The organism is Paludisphaera mucosa (assembly GCF_029589435.1).
GTDB lineage: Bacteria > Planctomycetota > Planctomycetia > Isosphaerales > Isosphaeraceae > Paludisphaera > Paludisphaera mucosa.
On record NZ_JARRAG010000002.1, the window covers coordinates 385,919 to 404,427 of the forward strand.

Annotated in this window: 13 protein-coding genes and 1 pseudogene; 8 read left to right on the plus strand and 6 right to left on the minus strand. The window is 71.3% G+C overall.

From position 1 onward, the window contains the following. Positions 1-337 precede the first annotated feature (337 nt). A complete protein-coding gene (locus tag PZE19_RS11065; RefSeq protein WP_277860674.1) occupies positions 338-745 on the plus strand; it encodes a hypothetical protein in 408 nt (135 codons plus the stop codon). 6 nt (positions 746-751) lie between these two features. Here PZE19_RS11065 and PZE19_RS11070 read toward each other — a convergent pair whose 3' ends face one another. Further along, the gene (locus PZE19_RS11070; protein ID WP_277860675.1) at positions 752-1,084 is read right to left on the minus strand and encodes a hypothetical protein; all 333 of its coding nucleotides are present in this window, start codon (positions 1,082-1,084) and stop codon (positions 752-754) included. A gap of 199 nt (positions 1,085-1,283) precedes the next feature. Between PZE19_RS11070 and ilvD the strand changes: the two genes are divergently transcribed. Then, on the plus strand, positions 1,284-3,188 hold the full coding sequence (gene ilvD, locus PZE19_RS11075; protein WP_277860676.1) for a dihydroxy-acid dehydratase: 1,905 nt from the start codon (positions 1,284-1,286) through the stop codon (positions 3,186-3,188). A 121-nt stretch (positions 3,189-3,309) separates the two neighbouring features. Beyond that, entirely contained in the window at positions 3,310-4,776 is a 1,467-nt protein-coding gene (locus PZE19_RS11080; protein ID WP_277860677.1) for an RNA polymerase sigma factor, read from the plus strand. Between the two features lie 1,008 nt (positions 4,777-5,784). On the opposite strand, the pseudogene PZE19_RS32915 reads toward PZE19_RS11080, so the two are convergent. Beyond that, positions 5,785-6,075 (minus strand): annotated as a pseudogene (locus tag PZE19_RS32915) (helix-turn-helix transcriptional regulator); the annotation flags it as partial. A 125-nt stretch (positions 6,076-6,200) separates the two neighbouring features. On the opposite strand from PZE19_RS32915, the gene PZE19_RS11090 reads away from it, so the two are divergent. Beyond that, a complete protein-coding gene (locus PZE19_RS11090) occupies positions 6,201-7,739 on the plus strand; it encodes a proton-conducting transporter transmembrane domain-containing protein (protein ID WP_277860679.1) in 1,539 nt (512 codons plus the stop codon). After that, positions 7,732-10,131 (plus strand): DUF2309 domain-containing protein, encoded by a 2,400-nt coding sequence (locus PZE19_RS11095; protein WP_277860680.1) that lies wholly within the window; start codon positions 7,732-7,734, stop codon positions 10,129-10,131. The genes PZE19_RS11090 and PZE19_RS11095 overlap by 8 nt, the downstream gene beginning before the upstream one ends. Positions 10,132-10,451: 320 nt before the next feature. Here the strand turns inward: PZE19_RS11095 and PZE19_RS11100 are convergent, their stop codons facing one another. Both PZE19_RS11100 and PZE19_RS11105 read right to left on the minus strand, forming a co-directional pair. Beyond that, complete coding sequence (locus PZE19_RS11100) at positions 10,452-11,045, minus strand: hypothetical protein (protein WP_277860681.1); 594 nt, start codon at positions 11,043-11,045, stop codon at positions 10,452-10,454. Between the two features lie 297 nt (positions 11,046-11,342). Further along, on the minus strand, positions 11,343-12,458 hold the full coding sequence (locus tag PZE19_RS11105; RefSeq protein WP_277860682.1) for an aminopeptidase: 1,116 nt from the start codon (positions 12,456-12,458) through the stop codon (positions 11,343-11,345). A gap of 231 nt (positions 12,459-12,689) precedes the next feature. Between PZE19_RS11105 and PZE19_RS11110 the strand changes: the two genes are divergently transcribed. Continuing rightward, positions 12,690-13,457 carry an SDR family NAD(P)-dependent oxidoreductase gene (locus PZE19_RS11110; RefSeq protein ID WP_277860683.1) on the plus strand — a complete coding sequence of 256 codons (768 nt, stop codon included), beginning with the start codon at positions 12,690-12,692 and terminating at the stop codon, positions 13,455-13,457. A gap of 154 nt (positions 13,458-13,611) precedes the next feature. Here the strand turns inward: PZE19_RS11110 and PZE19_RS11115 are convergent, their stop codons facing one another. Next, the gene (locus PZE19_RS11115; protein ID WP_277860684.1) at positions 13,612-14,811 is read right to left on the minus strand and encodes a cupin domain-containing protein; all 1,200 of its coding nucleotides are present in this window, start codon (positions 14,809-14,811) and stop codon (positions 13,612-13,614) included. A gap of 65 nt (positions 14,812-14,876) precedes the next feature. Continuing rightward, the gene (locus tag PZE19_RS11120) at positions 14,877-15,917 is read right to left on the minus strand and encodes a cytochrome-c peroxidase (protein ID WP_277860685.1); all 1,041 of its coding nucleotides are present in this window, start codon (positions 15,915-15,917) and stop codon (positions 14,877-14,879) included. A gap of 67 nt (positions 15,918-15,984) precedes the next feature. Between PZE19_RS11120 and PZE19_RS11125 the strand changes: the two genes are divergently transcribed. Together PZE19_RS11125 and PZE19_RS11130 are read left to right on the plus strand one after the other, a co-directional pair. Next, on the plus strand, positions 15,985-16,656 hold the full coding sequence (locus tag PZE19_RS11125) for an ECF-type sigma factor (RefSeq protein ID WP_277860686.1): 672 nt from the start codon (positions 15,985-15,987) through the stop codon (positions 16,654-16,656). Next, positions 16,653-18,509, plus strand: a complete 1,857-nt coding sequence (locus PZE19_RS11130) for a serine/threonine-protein kinase (RefSeq protein WP_277860687.1) — start codon at positions 16,653-16,655, stop codon at positions 18,507-18,509. Before PZE19_RS11125 ends, PZE19_RS11130 begins: the two co-directional genes overlap by 4 nt.

The following is an 18,509-nucleotide window of genomic DNA, read 5'->3' on the forward strand; positions in this document are numbered from 1 at the left end:
GCGGAAGAGACATGAGTCCCCGAACGGGCGGCTGGATGTATGCAGTCATCCCTCGCGGGGGGATGACCCTGGAGATTCGGCACACCTTGTTCGATAATCGGTTCGCCAACCGGCGTCCTTGAGAAATTCGTCAAAATCGGCGCATCCGGCGCAGGACGAACAAGGGCATCCCTTTTATCGGCCCGGGGCTCAAGTTTCGTGAGCGGCGGCCGGGGGATTCGTGCGGGGCCGAGCCTTCGGCCCTTCGGAAGTCGAGCCTTCCCGGATCCGAGGGGGACGAGAGGCTCGACGGAGGCCCAGGGACGGGCGCGAAGCTGACGGGAAGGATAGCCTCGCGATGAGCGACTCTCCGGGCGGCCGACGGCGGGCCTCGATCCACATCACGCGCCAGCGGGCCTCCCGCCTCTACCGCCTGGTCCGGCTCCTCGACGAGCGGCCGCGCAGCCGCGACGAGGTCCTCAAGGGCCTGACGATCGGCCTGCGGACCTTCTACCGCGAGCTGGACCTGCTCAAGCGCTGCGGCCTCAAGGTCCAGCACAAGGAGAAGGTCTACGTCCTCGCCGCCGCCGCCGGCCGGGCCGAGGGCCGCCTCCCCTTCCCCGACCCCCAGCTCAATTTCGCCGAGATGGCCGAGCTCGCCCGCTGCGAGTGCGACGCCGGCCGCCGCCTCGCCGCGCTCCTCGCCTCGGTCACCGACCAGCCCGCCGACTCGCCTCGTCCCAAACGCAAGGCCCGCAGCCGCTGAGCCGCCTCAATCCGGGCTTCGCCCGCCCCGCGACCGCCACCGGCTGCGCCGTCGGGCGCTGCGGATCCAGCCGTGGAGGGCCCGCGAGTCGACGAGGAACTCCGCGAAGTCCAGCAGGTCGTCGGACTTCGTGAAGGCGTAGGCCGAGGCGGGGGCGCCGACGTCGGGCAGGTCGTAGCCGCCGAGGTCGGTGATCAGCAGGTAGCCGTCCTCGAGGTCCAGCCGCCAGGCGCGCGAGATCCCCGGCTCGTGCGTCGCCGCGAAGCCCAGGGTCGACAACCAGTGCCCGCCGATCGCGCCCGCGGGTCGTCCCCCCGGCGGGCCGGCCTCGTCCGACATCGCGCAGCCCTCCCCCACGCCCGCCGAGACGGATCGCGGGCGCGTCAGGATAGCCGACCCGCCGCGACCGTCAAGGCGAGACGCCGGCCCCGTTCCCGCCCGAGCCGGCTTGGAGGGCGGCCGGGCCTTCTGCTACGATCGGGGGATCGCAGCGAGGGTCCCCCTGCCCCCAGACGGTCCGCCGACCGAGGACGATGCCATGCGTTCCGACACGATCAAGCAAGGCGACGCGCGCGCCGCGCACCGCAGCCTGTTGCGCGCCACCGGCGTCCGCGAGGACGACTGGAAGAAGCCGTTCATCGCCATCTGCAACAGCCACGTCGACATCATCCCGGGCCACGTCCACCTGCAAGAGGTCGGCAACTACGTCAAGGAATGCGTGCGCGCGGCGGGGGGCGTGCCGTTCATCTTCAACACGATCGGCGTCGACGACGGCATCGCGATGGGCCACGGCGGGATGAAGTACTCGCTCCCCTCGCGCGAGCTGATCGCCGACTCGGTCGAGACGATGATCAACGCCCACATGTTCGACGGCATGATCTGCATCCCCAACTGCGACAAGATCGTGCCCGGCATGTTCATGGGGGCCATGCGGGTCAACGTGCCGACGATCTTCGTCTCGGGCGGGCCGATGGAGGCCGGCAAGACGGCCGACGGCAAGACGGTCGACCTGATCGACGCCTTCGTCGGCGGCGTGCAGAAGGCCCGCGGCCTGATGACGGCCGAGGAGTTGGACGAGATCGAGAAGGCCGCCTGCCCCACCTGCGGCAGCTGCTCGGGCATGTTCACGGCCAACAGCATGAACTGCCTGGCCGAGGCCCTGGGCATGGCCCTCCCCGGCAACGGCACGATCCTGGCCACCGCGGCCGACCGCAAGGTCCTCTTCGAGAAGGCGGCCAGGCGGATCGTCGAGATGGCCATGGAGTTCAACCGCGTCGGCGAGGGCCACGGCCTGCTGCCGCGCGAGATCGCCACCGCGGCGGCGTTCGACAACTCGATGGTCCTCGACATGGCCATGGGCGGCAGCACCAACACCGTGCTCCACATCCTGGCCATCGCCCACGAGGCCGGCGTGCCGTTCACGCTCGACCGGATCGACGAGCTGAGCAAGAAGACGCCCAACATCTGCAAGGTCAGCCCGTCGAGCAAGTACCACGTCGAGGACGTGGCCCGGGCCGGCGGCATCCACACCATCCTCGGCGAGGTCGCCCGCGGCTGCCCCGGCCTGCTCGACCTGACGGCCCGGACCGTCACCGGCAAGTCGCTGGGCGAGAACATCGAGGCCTACGACGTCCGGAGCGCCGCGGCCGTCCAGACCGCCCAGACGATGACCCGGGTGCGGGCCGGCGGCGAGCGGTCGTCGCAGGCCTGGACCGTCCCCAGCGTGGCCGGCGACCCCCGGTCGCAGGCCGCCGGCCTGGCCGTCCTCGAATCCGAGGGCGAGTCCGAGGTCCCCGACGCCGGCGGCGGCGACGGCCACGTCCCCTCGGACGACGGCTTCGACGCCTACGACGTCATCCGGACCGTCGACAAGGCCTACTCGCAGACCGGCGGGCTGACGATGCTGAAGGGGAACCTCGCCCCCGACGGCGCCGTGATCAAGACGGCCGGCGTGAACCCCAAGATGCTCCGGCACACCGGCCCGGCGGTCATCTTCGAGAGCGAGATCGACGCCTACAACGGCATCGTGTTCGGCAAGGTCAAGCCCGGCGACGTCATCGTCATCCGCTACGAAGGCCCCCGCGGCGGCCCCGGCATGCAGGAGATGCTCGCCCCCACCACGGCCGTCAAGGGCGTCGGCCTCGACGACAAGTGCGCGCTCATCACCGACGGCCGCTTCTCGGGCGGGACCGCCGGCGCGTCGATCGGCCACGTCAGCCCCGAGGCCGCCGTCGGCGGCCCCATCGGCCTGATCCGCGACGGCGACGTCGTCGACATCGACGTCCCCGCCGGCAACCTCTCCGTCCGCCTCTCCGACGAGGAACTGAAAGCCCGCCGCGAAGCCTGGCAGCCCCGCCCCTCCCCGTTCCGGACCGGCTGGCTCGCCCGCTACCAGAAGCTCGCCACCAGCGCCGACACCGGCGCGATCCTCAAGTGCGACTGATGCGGGCGTAAGCGGCTCGACCAGCGACTTTCAGGTCGCCGCTCGGGAAAAGTGGAACCGACCGCCCCCTCGCGGGCATACCATGGGAAAACGCCCAGCAGGTGTCGCGAGGGGGAGTTCCATGGCCGGAGGACGTCGTTCGTCGATCGAAGGCCGAGTTCGCACGCTCTGGACCCTCGGAGCGGTCGTGGACGTCGACGATCGGACCTTGCTCTCCCGCTACGTTTTCGATCGGGACGAATCGGCGGAAGAGGCCTTCCGGATTCTCGTCGAGCGGCATGGCCCGATGGTCTTTCGAGTGTGCCGACAGGTGCTCGGCGATCGGCAGGACGCCGAGGACGCCGCGCAGGCCGTCTTCCTCGTGCTCGCCTGCAAGGCGGCCTCGATCCGGGTCGACGGGTCGCTCGCCCCATGGCTCCACGGCGTGGCCCGACGCGTCGCGTCGAAAGCGCGAGGACGGCTCATATCCCTCAGGCGGACCGAACGGGACGCGGCCCGAGAGCGCGGCAGCGAGCTGGAACCTCCTCCCGCCGACGACTGGGGAACCCTTCACGATGAGGTGGCCCGGCTGTCGGAGAAGTACCGGACGCCGGTCGTCCTCTGCTATCTCCAGGGACGGACCTATGAAGACGCGGCCAGGTCGATCGGTTGCCCGGTCGGCACGGTCCGCGTGCGGCTCTCCCGCGCCCGCGAACAGCTGCGCGTCCGCTTGACTCGTCGCGGCTTCGGCCCGGGACGTCTCGCAGCGATCATTTCGTCCCTGCCCGACCAGAGTGCGGCCCTCTCCCCGTCATCGGCCTCATTCCTGGACGGGTCGGCCTGGCTCGAAGCGACCGTCAAGGCGGTTCGCTCTCTGCGATGGGACCGGACGACGTTGGCCGAGGCGGTTCCGAGTTCGGTTCTCTCCTCTTACCAAGGGATGATTCAGACGATGATCCTCGACGGGTGCAAGACGGCTGCGGTATGGACGCTCGCCGTCGGGATGACGGCCGCGGGTGCGCTATGTTTCTCCGCGACCGGTCGCGCATGGCAGGAGGCCGCCCCCTCGGATCGTCGTCCCCATTTCACCACGACCACCAAGGCGCCGCCTGTGCTTGCTCCACCGGAGAAGTCCGGGGAACAGGCGGCACGCGAAAGGTTGGCCAGGGCCGCGCGGATCCGGCTGGACGCCCAACGCTACTTCTTCCAGGAAGGGCGAATCACGATCGACCGTTTCATCGACGCATCCGAGCAGTTGATGGACTGCGAAATGGCCGCGAGCCCGAACCAGGACCAACGCGAGGCGGCGGCCGAGGCGCACCGGGAACGCATGGGAGAGCTCGCGGGCACCGAGGAAAATCGCCTGAAGGCGGGAGCGGGATCGGCCACCGACTTCGTGGAAGCTTGGGCCGCATCCAAGCTCGCAGACTTCTCATTGCGGGAAGCCCGCCGAGATCGAGACTCCGGGGAGGTCGACGCCCTCAAGCGGCGGGTCGAGGCTCTGGAGAAACAACTCAAATCGGTCATCAAGGAGCAAGAGCGAGCGGGCGGCGACCCGGCCCCGCGGCCCGAAACTTCCACACGCCAAGCCGCACCGCGGACACCGTGACCCGGCACGCCCGCGCGCTCGGCACTTCGTACGAAGGCCATGGCTCGGCCTTGGGGGAAAGCGCTACGCGTCCGGCCGATTCTCCCCTGCCCGGGATCTGATCTCGCATCGATCGGCCGCGATAACCGGGCCGATTCCGACCTCGGTCCTCGACTTCAGTGGTTCATGGCTGAATCGCACGCGACGACATCCCCCGCCGGCAACCTGTCCGTCCGTCTCTCCAACGAGGAACTCGCCGCCGGCCGCGAAGCCTGAGGGCCTCACCCTTCCCAGTTCCGGACCGGTTGGCTCGCCTGCCACCAGAAGTCCGCCACCGGCGCGATCCTCTAGTGCGATTGAAGTTCGCGACCCGCGATCGAAGGCCCGACGAGCGGGAGACGAGCGACCGCCGAGCCGTCTCCCCCGTTCCGGCCGACGATCGGATTCGGTTCGGGTTCGTCCGGCCGACCGACGGACGAACCCATCGGCCGCAAACCATTCATGTTTTCGATTTAAGCCCGATTCCTGCGAAGCCGCCCCCCCAATCGCCGGTGCTCGCCCCGAATCAAATCCCGCCGTCCAGAGCGGCCGGATCCGAGCGACGACCGCTGATTAAGAATATGCGCTACGATCGCTGATCGGCGATCGGCCGCGCCCTGGCTCCAGCCCATCTTGCGCGACGGACGGCCGCTCGATTCGCCCCGACGAGGCGAACGCCCCTCGTCCCGGAGAATCTTCGGCGGCGATCTTCTCGTCACCACCCACGCGGGTTCCCGCCTCTCACCGAGGGGAAACGCCGCCCGCGGTCGCGGGCCGGGCGCGACCCCCGACCACGCTCGCCGGCGACGTCGCGCGGAGGGACTGCGGCGCGGCGCAGGCCCGCGAGGTCGGCCTGGCGCCGGCCTTCGGGCCGGCGGGGTCGGCCGGCTTCCCGGCCCTGGCTCGCGACGGGGGACGGGCGGGGTCCCCCCCGCCGGGGCCGCCCGACCGAAGGGGCGGATCCGCCCGACCTCCGCCGTGCGACGGCATGACCAACGCGATCAGGGCGCCGACCTCGCGGTGCGCCTCGACGGGGTGGCGCAGCGGCAGCTCGGGATGCACCTTGTAGCGGTTCCGGCGGCCGGCGCGCTGCCGTTCCAGATAACGCGCCTCCTCCAGGTCGGCCACGAGGCGTTGCACCGCCCGCTCGGTGATGCCGACCCGGTCGGCGACCTCGCGCAGGGTGACGTCGGGGTCCTGCGCGATCAGCAGCAGGACGTGGGCGTGGTTGCTCAGGAAGGTCCACGTCGGGGCCGTCTCGTCGGCTTTTCTCGAAGGCATCGCTTGACTCCTCGGAAAGACACGATACAGATTACACGAAATCAGTGTCGCATATCAAGCCGATTTGGGGCTCGCCGATCTGTTTTCGGGCCGGGCCGACGGATCCATGGGAGGAGACCTCGTCGATGTCGATGTCGCAGGTCGATGATGCTGGAGTCAAGAGCCATGAGAGAAACGGGGACGACGGAGAGGCGTGGGCGATGCTGGGCGGCGTGCTGGCCCTGGCGGCGTCGTCGGCCGTCCTGCTGGCCTGGCAGGTCGCGACGCCGCGGGCGATCGGCCTCGCGGGGATCACGCTGGATCGCCTCGGCGCGGCGCTGACGCTCCTCGTGGGGGGGGTCGGGGCCGTGACCTTCCGATTCTCGATGCGCTACCTCGACGGCGAGCCCATACGCCGGCGGTTCCTGCGCCGGCTCGCCTTCACGATCAGTTCCGCATATGTCTTGATGCTGGCCACCGACTTGCGGCTGCTGATCGCCGCCTGGGCGACGACCAGCCTCGGCCTGCACGGGCTCCTGCTCTCCTATCCCGACCGCGCCGAGGCGTGGCGTCCGGCCCGCAAGAAATTCCTGATCAGCCGGCTGGGCGACGCGGCCCTGGTCGCCGCCGCCGCGCTGGTCTGGCGCGATTGGGGCACGTTCGACCTCGGCGCCTTCCTGAGGGCGGCGACCGCCGGCCCCGTCGTCGGGCCGTCGGCCACGGCGATCTGCCTGCTGGTGGCGGCGGCCGCGCTGACCAAGTCGGCGCAGTTCCCGTTCCACAGCTGGCTGCCGGAGACGATGGAGGCGCCGACGCCGGTCTCGGCGCTGATGCACGCCGGGGTCATCAACGCCGGCGGGGCGTTGCTGCTGCGGTTCGCACCGCTGGTCGTGCGGGTGCCCGAGGCGCTGCTGCTGCTCTCGCTCGTCGGCACGATCACGGCCGTGCTGGGGATGCTGGCGATGTGGGCGCAGGTCAAGGTCAAGCGGACCCTGGCCTGGTCGACGGTCGCCCAGATGGGATTCATGATGGTCCAGTGCGGCCTGGCCGCCTTCCCGGCGGCCTTGCTGCACATCCTCGGGCACGGCTGCTACAAGGCCTGGAGCTTCTTGCGGTCGGGGGGGCTGCCCGCGTCGGCCCCGTCCGTCGAGGTCGTCCCGCCCGCCCGGACGCTGGGGCTGGCCGCCCTGGGCACGGGCTGGGGGATCCTGACCGTGGCGGCGGCGTCGGCCCTGACGGGCTTCCGGCCCGACCACGCCCCCGGCGAGCTGGCGCTCGCGGCGGTCGCGGCCCTGTCGATCGGGCAGCTCTGGGTGGTCCTGCTCGGCCCGTCGCGGCCCGGCCGGTCGACGTTCATCCGCCTTCCGTGGGCGGCGGCGGCGAGCCTGGCTGCGTCCGTGGCGATCTTCGCCCTCTATCGGGGCGCCGAGAGATTTCTGGCGCCGGTGCTGGGCGACCCGCCCGCCCCGGAAGGGGCGCTCGCGTGGCTTGCGGCCACCATTCCGGCGGTCGCCTTCACCGGGCTGGTCGTCGTCCATGCGTTGCTGCCGGCCCTCGGGCGTCGGGCCTCGGGCCGGGCCTTCCACGTCCACGCCTTGCACGGATTCTATCTCGGCGCGGTCGCCGACCGCCTCGTCGACCGCGCCTGGGGCCGTCGAATTCCGAAGGGAGCCGAACATGCTTGAGAGTCCCGCGATCGTCGAGGAAGAACTGAGCGCCGGCCCGGTCGCCGACCTGGCGGCGCGCGTCGCCCGGCGGATACCGCCCCTCTGGGACCTCGACGATTACGTCGCGGTGAACCCGTTCCTCGGATTCTCCGCCCGCCCGATCGACGAGGCCGCCCGCGAGATCGGCGACGGGCTGGGCGCCCGGGTCTTTCCGGGCGTCGATTACTACAGGGAGAGATGGAGGCGGGGCGCCTTCGGCCCGCTCGACCTCGCCGCCGCCGCGAGCCGTCACGGCCGGGACGCCGCCGCGCTGGAGGAGATCCTCGACGGCCGCCGCGACGAGCCCCGGCGGCCGGAGCGCCCCGCGCTGGGCTTCGCCGAGCGATACGACCGCGCGCACGGCAGCGACTGGGACGATCGGCTGATCCGCTCCGCCGCCCGCTGGTGCGCCGTCTACGCGACGGAAGGCGGCTCGTACTGGCGGCGGCCGCCGGCCGGAGCGGGCCTCTATGCTTCGTGGCGCGAGGCGGAGCGGGTGGACCGGTCGTTGGAGATCGCCGGCCTCCAGGGTTGGCGCGACCGGGTCGGGCGGCTGCCCGATCGGCCCGAGGAGGCGATCGCGGCGGCCCTGACCTGGCTGGACGTGCCCGCCGAAGGCCGCGAACCCTACCTGTATCACCTGCTCGGCGGCCTCTACGGCTGGGCGTCGTACCTGCGGCGTCGATCCTGGCGAGAGGGCGGGGCCGACCTGGGAGGCTTGCTGGACCTGATGGCCGTCCGGATCGCCGGGGACGCGGTCTTCGCCGCGATCATGCCGGGGGCCCGGCCGCCGGACGCGGCTGCGGCAACGGCCACGATCGCGACCGCTGACGAGTCGGTGTCGCTCGTGTTCCAGGAGGCCTGGGAAGACGGGTTCGACCGCGCCCTCCTCGGCAGGCTCGCGACGCCGCCCGAGCCGGCGATCGCCTCGCGCCCTGCGGTGCAGGCCGTGTTCTGCATCGACGTCCGGTCCGAGCCGTTGCGGCGGCGCCTGGAGGCGCAGGCGGGCGAGATCGTCACGCTCGGCTTCGCGGGATTCTTCGGAGTGGCCCTGGAATGGCAGGCCGGGGGCGGCGGCGCCCGCTGCCCCGTGCTGCTCAAGCCGAGCGTCCGGCTCCGGCCGACCGCGCCCGCGGGCGTCGGGGGCGTGCGGGGCGTCCTCAAGCAGGTCCAGGCCGCCCCCGCGGCGGCCTTCTCGTTCGTGGAGCTGCTCGGCCTGGCCTACGGGGTCGGCCTCGCCCGCGACGCGCTGGCCGCGACGCCGCGCGTGGCCCCCGCGGAAAACGCCGTCGCGATCGAGCTGACGCCCGACGGGCGGGGGCGCGGCGTATCGACGTCGGACCGGATCGACCTCGCCGCCGGCATCCTCAAGAACATGGGGTTGCGTCCCCCTTTTGCACGCCTGGCGCTGCTCTGCGGCCATGCCGGTCGGAGCGCCAACAACCCGCATGCCGCCGGGCTCGATTGCGGCGCCTGCGGGGGGCACGGCGGCGCGCTCAACGCGCGGGTGGCGGCGGCGGTGCTCAACGACCCCGAAGTGCGCGTCGGCCTGCGGGGACGGGGCTGGGACCTCCCGGCCGACATGCATTTCCTCCCGGGCGTCCATGACACGTCGGTCGACGAGGTCGCCTTGCTCGACCTCGACGAGGTTCCCCCGGGACACGAGGCCGACGTCGAGCGGCTCGGCCGCTGGCTTGAGCAGGCGGGGGCCGAGGTGCGGGCCGAGCGGGCGGCCAAGCTGGGCCTGGCCGGGCGACCGGCCCGGGCCCTGGGCCGGCGGCTGGACCGTCGCGCCCGCGATTGGTCCGAGGTCCGGCCCGAATGGGGCCTGGCCCGCAACGCGGCGTTCATCGCGGCGCGGCGCGTCCGGACGCGCGGGGTGGACCTGGACGGCCGGGCGTTCCTGCACGAGTACGACAGCGCCGCCGATCCCGACGGCTCGGTGCTCGCCCTGATCCTCGCGGCGCCGATGGTGGTGGCCTCGTGGATCAACCTCCAGTATCTGGCCTCGACGGTGGACAACGACGCCTTCGGCTGCGGCAGCAAGACGCTGCACAACCGCGTCGGATCGCTCGGAGTCGTGCTCGGCAACGGGGGCGACTTGCGAACCGGCCTGCCGGCCCAGTCGGTCCACGGGGCCGACGGCGGCTGGTATCACGAACCGCTGCGGCTGCAGGTGATCGTGGAGGCGCCTCCCGACAAGGTCCGGGCGGTGATGTCGGCCCAGCCCGGCGTCGGGGACCTGGTCGAGAACGGTTGGGTGAGGCTCCTGGCCCTGGACCCGGCCGGTCCCGAGGCGTCGCTGTGGGTCCCCGGCCGAGGTTGGGTGCGCGTCGCCGCGAGCGGGCCGGCGGCCGACCGGCGGGGGTGACCCGACCGTGCAGCGGGGCGATCGCCCCGGGTCGCCGGCGAAATGGAGGCGCAGCCCGGCGCCGAGGCCTTCCTGGAGACGACGTCGACCCCCTCGGACGTGAGCCGATGGACGTCGAACTCCAGGACCCTCGGGGCCGGGGATCTCGAACCCGGGCGACGCGGCGAGAGGCCCTCGCCCTCATCCGCCGCTTTGCTCGAACGCCCGGCCATGGGGCCGGCCCTCCCAATCGAGTTCGTCGACCGAACCTCGTTCTCGGAGCGGTCGGCCCCTGGACGAGGAGGACGCATCGGTTGCGTGCTCCGTCGCTGCAGCGAGGCTCAAGGCGGCGGGTCGACCGCTCCATTCCTGGAGCGTAGCTCAAGCAGGATGTCGACCGCCGTCCCCTTCGAGTGAACTCGGCCTGGCATTCCCTCCCAGAAGGCGTCGATCTTGAGTTCCCCTCGTTCGAGGAGCCGCTGACGTCGTTCCAGTTCCCCGGCGTCGGGATCCTGACGTGCCCAACGCTCAAGGAGCCCCAGCAGCTCTCGCTCCTCGAGTCCCGAGATGGGGACCCGCCGCGCCCGCTCGCCGCCGGGATAGAAGCTGTCCAGGATGACGTTGTGACGGCCTTCCAGGACGCGCGGATCATCCTCCCAGACGCGCGTGTCCTCCAGGCAGACCTCCCTCAGGACGCCCCGCGCATCGGTGAAACGGAGGCCCTTGCTGCCGCCGTCGTCGAAAGACGTGCCTTCGACGATCGTGATCGGCTCGACCACGTCGCGCAAGGCCGGACTCGGGCTCGAAGCCGCGAATGGCACCGGGGCCGACCAGGCGGCGCCGAGCCCGTGATAAAGTCTCCAGCCCAGCGTCCAGACGGAGATCGCCAGGAGGATCGCCGCGACGGCCGCAAACAGACGCAGGAGAGACGGCATCTGGGGACCTCCCATGCGGCCGGATTTCCGGATGGAGCCATAGCCCATCGACCGGCCGGTCAATTCGCCAGGATCGACGTCCCCACTCCGCGAATCGGGACCATCCTAGGAGAATGAGGGCCGTCTCGCCCCGCATTCCGCCGCCCACGGTCGACGCCCGCGAAGGACTCGAAAAAACATGCGAAAAACGACGAACGGAGCCAAATTTTTCGCCCGTTTTTCGCGTACATGTACCATCCAGTAAAGACCTTACGTCGAGCTGGCTTCCTTGGTCGCCGCCGCGGACGAAGCCGATTTTCAGGCGAGGTCCAGCGCCTTGAGGTCGTCGACGACGAACTTGCCGTCGACGCGGATGGGGACGCCGTCGAAGGCGATGACGCCGCCGCCGTACTCGGGGCGCTGGATCTGCACGAGGTCCCAGTGGATCTTCGAGCGGTTGCCGTTGTCGGCCTCGTCGTAGGCGTTGCCGGGCGTCAGGTGGAAGCTGCCGGCGATCTTCTCGTCGAACAGGATGTCGCGCATCGGCGAGAGGATCCGGGGGTTGCAGCCGATCGACCACTCGCCGGTGTAGCGGGCCCCGTCGTCGGCGTCGAAGATCCGCTGCAGCTTCTCGGCGTCGCCGCCGGCGCACTCGGCCCGGACGACTTTACCCTTCTGGAACTCGAGCCGGACGCCGTCGAACGAGGCCCCCTGGTAGATCGTCGGCGTGTTGAACCGGATGTGGCCCTCGATCGAGTCGCGGACCGGGGCGGTGAAGACCTCGCCGTCGGGGATGTTCATATTTCCCGCGCAGGGGATGACCGGGATGCCGGCGATCGAGAACGCCAGGTCGGTCTCCGGCCCCGTGATTCGGACCTCGCTCGCCGCGTCCATGCGCCGGACGAGCGGTTCGAGGGCCGCGGCCATCTTCGCGTAGTCGAGCGTGCAGACGTCGAAGTAGAAGTCCTCGAACGCCCCGGTGCTCATGCCGGCCTGCTGGGCCATGCTCGCGTTGGGCAGCCGCAGGACGCACCACTTGGTGTGCGTCACCCGCCGCTCGAAGTGGACGGGCTTCTGGTAGAGCGCGTTGTAGGCGTCGAGCTTGCCGGCCGGGACGTCGCCCATCTCGCTGATGTTCCAGGCCCCGCGGAGGCCGAGATACGCCTGGACCTGGTCCATTCTCGCCCGGTCGATCCGGCCCCAGCGCTCGATGGCCTCGGCCGAGCCCCGCAACACCAGCTCGCGGACGATCCGGGCGTCGCGGGTCTCCACCAGCGCGGTCCCGCCCCGCTCGGCGGCCTTCTGGATCAGCAGGCGGGGCAGGGTCGAGTCGACGAGGTCGAAGCACTCGATCAAGAGCGTCTCGCCGGCCTGCAGGCGGACGGAATGGTCGATGAGGATGTCGGCCAGGGTTTCCCAGCGCGGGTCGGGCATCGTTGCGCATCTCCCGGTCGCCTCCCGGCAGGCCGGCGGGCGGGCTGCGGCCCGCTTGCCAGCGGCGGGGGCGTCGATTAGCCTTACGGACGAGCGAGCCGGGGCCAGGGCGTCCCCGGCCCCGAGTCTCGCCTCCATGATCCAACCTTCGCACCGCGACGGCAAGACGCGCGGCGGCCGGGGCGCCTCGACGAACCGAGGCCGCGCCCCGGCCGGAAAGGGAGCGGCCCCTTGAAGCTCTTCGACCTGACGGGGAAGACGGCCGTCGTGACCGGCGGCAACGGCGGCATCGGCCTGGGCATGGCCCTGGGCCTGGCGGCCGCCGGGGCCTCGATCGCCGTGGTGGGCCGCAACGCCGAGAAGTCCCGCGCCGCCGCCGCGACGATCGAGGAGCAGGCCGGCGCGAAGGCGATCGCCGTCACCGCCGACGTCTCCAAAGAGGAGGACGTCGAGCGGGCCGTCGCCGAGATCGGCGAGCGTTTCGGCCGGATCGACGCCCTGTTCAACAACGCCGGGATCAACATCCGCAAGCCGCCCCAGGACCTCTCGCTCGACGAGTGGAACCAGGTGATGGACGCGAACGTCACGAGCGCCTTCCTGACGTCGAAGGCCGTCTATCCCTGGATGAAGCGCCAGGGGGGCGGCAAGATCGTCAACACCGGCAGCATGACGTCGGTCTTCGGGTCGTCGTTCGCGGCCGCCTACGCCACGTCGAAGGGGGCGATCGTCCAGCTCACCAGGAGCCTGGCGCTGGCCTGGGCCGCCGACCACATCCAGGTCAACGCGATCCTCCCCGGCTGGTTCGACACCGAGATGACCCTCGCCGCCCGCCAGCAGATCCCCGGCCTCCACGAGCGCGTCCTGGCGCGGATCGCCCACGGCCGCTGGGCCCGCCCCGACGACATGGCCGGCGCGGCCGTCTTCCTCGCCAGCCCGGCCAGCGACTACGTCACCGGGATCGCCCTGCCCGTCGACGGCGGCTATCTCGCCACCCTCTGACGAAGAGCCGCCCCCCGGCCGCGGGATCGGGCCGGAGGGCGCGATCGCGGACTTCCTCTGGCACCCAGGCCGTTTCCACAGCGTCGGCCGCCTCCCGACGACGGCCTTCCCCCCTCGCGGGGGAAGGCGTCGGAACGGGCCGTTTTCGGGTTTCTCAGTGGGGCTCCGGATCGCCCTCGGCGCGGCCGTCCTTGGGGGCGATGAACACGTCCTTGCGCGGGAACTTCTCGAAGAGCGAGGCCGGCTTGCTGAAGTTGGTGGCCAGCACGTCGACCGGGTTGCCGGCGATCCACTGCGACAGGTCGATCGTCGCATAGACGCCCGTGTTGAAGCCGATCAGCACCCGGCTCGGCTTGTCGCCGACGTTCTCGATCGAGTGGCCGTAGCCCTGGGGGATGTAGCCGACGTCCCCCTGCGACAGCCGCTCGGTCCGGTAGCGCCCGTGCGAGCCGAACATCGTCACGCTGACGTCGCCCTCGATCACGTACTGCCACTCGTCCGACGTCGGGTGCCAGTGCAGCTCGCGCAGGCCGCCCGGCTCCAGGTCGAGGATCACGCCCGTGACGGTCTTGGAGATCGGGAAGGCCGTCGAGTCGACCCGCCACTCGCGGCCCCCCTTGAAGGTCCGGTGCGGGGGCCGCTTCAGCAGCTCGTACTTGTGCGTCAGCGCCGGGGCCTTCCAGCCCTGGATGGGCGCGACGGGCGTCTCGGGCGGGATCGCGCCGCGGGCGAAGTAGACCTCCTCCTTGGGGAAGCCCTCGAAGGCCGACTCGGGCAGGCCGAAGTTCTTGGCGAGGAGCGCCTTGGGGACGTGGCCGATCCAGTCGGAGATGCTGAACGTGCCGAACTCGGAGAAGTAGCCGTTGTCGAAGATCAGGATGAAGTGGCAGGGCTTGTCGCCCAGGCATTCGAGCATGTGGCCGTGGCCGCGGGGGAAGTACCAGACGTCGCCGGGGCCGAAGTCGTCGGTCTCGGAGCCGCCCGCGGGGTCGATGACGGTGGTGCGAACGCGGCCCTCGATCACGAAGGCCCACTCGGCGGCCGTGGCGTGCCAGTGCAGCTCGCGCATGGCGCCGGGCTCCAGCTTCATGGAGACGCCGGCGATCCCCTTGGAGACGGGGAGCTGCTTGACGGTCGCCTCCTTGCCGTAGCTGGCGCCGATGACCTTGCCCTCGGACTTCTCCAGCTCGAACTTGAAGGTCGGCAGCTCCTTGCCGGCCAGGACCTCGTCGGGCACGTTGTTCATGAAGGTCGGGTCGCCGGCCACGGCCTCGCGCGAGGTCGCCATCGCGGCCGCGGCCGCCGCGGCGAGCCCCGCCCCGGCCAGGAACTCTCGTCTCGGTAGTGTCGACATGCAAGACTCCTTGGATCTTGAGATGTGAGCGTCCGGGGCGCACCGCTGTTCTGGGATCTGCAGGCTCATCGCTTGGCCGGCGGCCCGGCCGTGAAGCCGCCGGGCGGGAGCGCCGGGACCTTCTGGAACTCCTCGGGCTCGGCCCCCGTCAGGCTGCCGAGGAACGCGACGATGGCGTCGACCTCCTCGTCGGAGAGTTCGTCGCCGAGCTGGACCTTCGCCATGATACGGACGGCTTTCGGCAGTTCCGAGACGGAACCGTCGTGGAAATAGGGGGCCGTGAGGGCGACGTCGCGGAGGCCGGGGACCTTGAACTTGTAGCGGTCGGCGGCCTCCCTGGTGACCCCGAATCGGCCCTCGTCGGGCGGGTCGCTCCCCGTCTCCTTCCAGTAGTCGGACTTCACGCCGAACTTGCGATAGCCCTCGCCGCCCACGCCGACCCCCTTGTGGCACTCGACGCAGCCGGTCTCGACGAAGGTCTGCAGGCCCTTCCGCTCGGCCGGCGAGAGGGCGTCGGCCTTGCCTTCGAGGAAGGCGTCGAACCGGGATCGTGCGACCAGGGTGCGCTCGAACGCGCCGACGGCCGCGCCCAGGTTGTCGGCGGTGATCGGGTCGTCCTGGCCGGGGAAGGCCTCGCGGAAAAGCGGCGGGTAGCCGGGGATCGCCGCGAGGCGGGCCTTCACCGGCGCGAACCCCGAGTTGCCGAAGGCCGGCCCGGTCACGCCCCCCTTCGCCTGGGCCTCGACGGTCGGGAACCGGCCGTCCCAGTGCTGGACCGAGTGGATCGCCGCGTTGAAGACCGTGGGCGCGTTGCGCTTCAGGTGGAAGTCGCGGGCCCCGATCGACTTCGGCAGGCCGTCGGCCCCCTGGAGCCCGGGGAGGTGGCAGCGCGAACAGCTCGTGGTGCCGTCGGCGGAGATCCGCGGCTCGAAGAACAGGGCGCGACCGAGCCGGACCCGCTCGGGCGGGGTCGGGGCCTCCGGCGTGGCCATGTCCCTGGGCATCGCCCGGAAATGCTCGCGGGCCTGCGGGAGCAGCCCGTCGTCGTCCGCCGCGGCGGCGGACGTCGCGAGGACGAAGAAGATCAACAACCGGCGACCCGTCATGGCAGCACCTCTTTCTTGCGGAGCCGGCCTCGTCGGGCGGCTCCAACCAGGGACGCGAGGATTCTCGATGCTCCCCTTCATCGTCTTGCCGTCTTCCGGCGTCTCCAGGAGAATACCCGTGGCGGCTTGCATGAGCGACGGGCCACAACCGGCGACCCACACGATGGAACCTCCCGGCGATTTGACGCAGATCCTCGGGCGGGCGCGCCTCGGCGACGACCAGGCCCGCGACGAGCTGCTCGCGATGCTGTACGAGGAGCTGAAGCGCGTCGCCTCGCGGATGATGACCCGCGAGCGCGCCGACCACACGCTCTCGCCGACCGCGGTCGTGCACGAGGCGGTGATCCGCCTGCTGGGCGAGGCCGTCTTCGAAAAGGCCGACGACCGCGGGTTCGTCCTGGCCGCGGCCGCGAGGGCCATGCGCGAGGTCCTCATCGATCACGCCCGGCGACGGGGCGCCGGCCGCCGCGGCGGCAAGAAGTGGCGGCGCGTGCCGCTCGACGGCGTGGTCGACTACTTCGAAGAGCAGGGCCTGGACGTGGTCGCCGTCCACGAGTCGCTCGACCGCCTGGCCGAGCTGAGCGAGCGCCAGGCGCAGGTGATGACCCTCCGCTACTTCGCCGGCATGACCGTCCCGGAGGTCGCCGCCGCGCTCGACGTCGCGGTCGTCACGGTCGAGCGCGACTGGCGGCTGGCGCGGGCCTGGCTGGGCGAACGGCTCCGCGGGGAGGACGGATGACCCCCGAGCGCTGGCGCCGCGTCGCCGAGCTGTTCGACGAGGCGGTCCGGGTCGACCCCGCCGCCCGCGACGCCTGGCTCCGCGCCTCGTCCGGCGGCGACGAGACGCTCTTCCAGGAGGTCCGCCGCCTCCTCGCCCAGGACGAGCGCGCGGAGCGCGACGGCTTCCTGGCCCCGCCCGAGTCGGCGGCCGACACGGCGACCTGGGTGCGCCGGCCGGCCCCGGCGCAGCCCGACCCCGCGCCGGCCGCGGCCCCGGCCTCGTCCGGCGGCCGCCGGCGGGGATTCACGCCGTACCAGGCCATCCAGGACGAGCCGGGGGCGAACCCCTCGCTCGGCTCCCGCGACCTGGCGCGGCGCCGCCTGCGCGGGCTGACGACGACCTGCATCGTCATCACGGTCCTGATCCTGGCCTGGAAATACGCGGTGGTCCGGGACCCCGACCCGTTGCAGGCCGTCCCCTACGTCATGCTGATCGTCGCCCTGGGGACGCTCGACGTCGTGCTCTACGGGATGCGCCCGTTCTCGCCGGCCGCGTTCGAGGCGATGGAGCTGGGGATGATCGGGACGGTCGCCGTCGTCTATTCGTTCGCGCAGTACCAGACGATGCTCGACTTCTCGCTCCGCGGCGACGCCACCCGGGCGCAGCTCGTGTTCAACCACCGGGTGCTCGTGTCGACGGTCCTGATCCTGTCGTACGGGATCTACGCGCCGTCGAGCTGGCGGCGGGCGGCCTCGGTCGTCGTCTCGATCGCGCTGCTGCCGTTCGTCACGCTCCTCGCGCTCCAGGTGCTCCACCCCGAGGCGATGGGCTGGATGTCGCGGCTGGGCCGGGAGCGCGGCAGCACGCCGCTGGCCCACTTCGGCTTCGACGCGATGCTCCTGCTGATCCTGGCCGCCTGGTCCAGCCACGGGGCTTACACGATCACCCGGCTGAGACGCCAGGCCCGCGAGGCGCGACGGCTCGGCCAGTATCGCCTGGTGCGACGGCTGGGCGCGGGCGGCATGGGCGAAGTCCACCTGGCCGAGCACCAGTTCCTCAAGCGGCCCTGCGCCCTGAAGCTGATCCGGCCCGACTTCGCGGCCGAGGGGAAGGCCCTGGAGCGGTTCGAGCGCGAGGTCCGGATCACGGCCGAGCTGTCGCACCCGAACACGGTCGAGATCTACGACTACGGGCGGACCGAGGACGGCGAGTATTTCTACGTCATGGAGTACCTGCCGGGCCTGAGCCTGGAGGACCTGGTCAAGCGCCACGGGCCGCTCCCCCCGGGGCGGGCGGTCTACCTGCTGCGTCAGGTCTGCCTGGCCCTGGCCGAGGCCCACGCGGCGGGCCTGGTCCACCGCGACATCAAGCCCTCGAACATCTTCGCCTCGCGCCGCGGTGGCGCGGACGACGTGGCCAAGCTGCTCGACTTCGGCCTGGTCCGGGCCGTCGCGCCGGAACGCTCGCCCGAGCTGAGCGAGGAGGGGCGGATCCTGGGCACGCCGATGTTCATGTCGCCCGAACAGGCCACCGGCGGCCGCGAGGTCGACGCCCGCAGCGACATCTACTCGCTCGGGGCCGTCGCCTACTACCTCCTGACCGGCGCCCCGCCGTTCGCCGAAGGGGGGACGATCCGGATCCTGATCGCCGTCGCCCGCGACCCGGTCGCACCTCCTTCGACCCGCAGGCCCGGCGTCCCCGACGACCTCGAACGCATCGTCCTCAAGTGCCTGGCCAAGGAGCCCGACGACCGCTTCCCGGACGTCCGCGACCTCGAACGCGCCCTGGCCGCGTGCGCCTGCGCGGGCGACTGGGACGCGGACAGGGCCGCCCACTGGTGGAGCGTGCAGGAGCCCGAGGCGAAGGCCTGA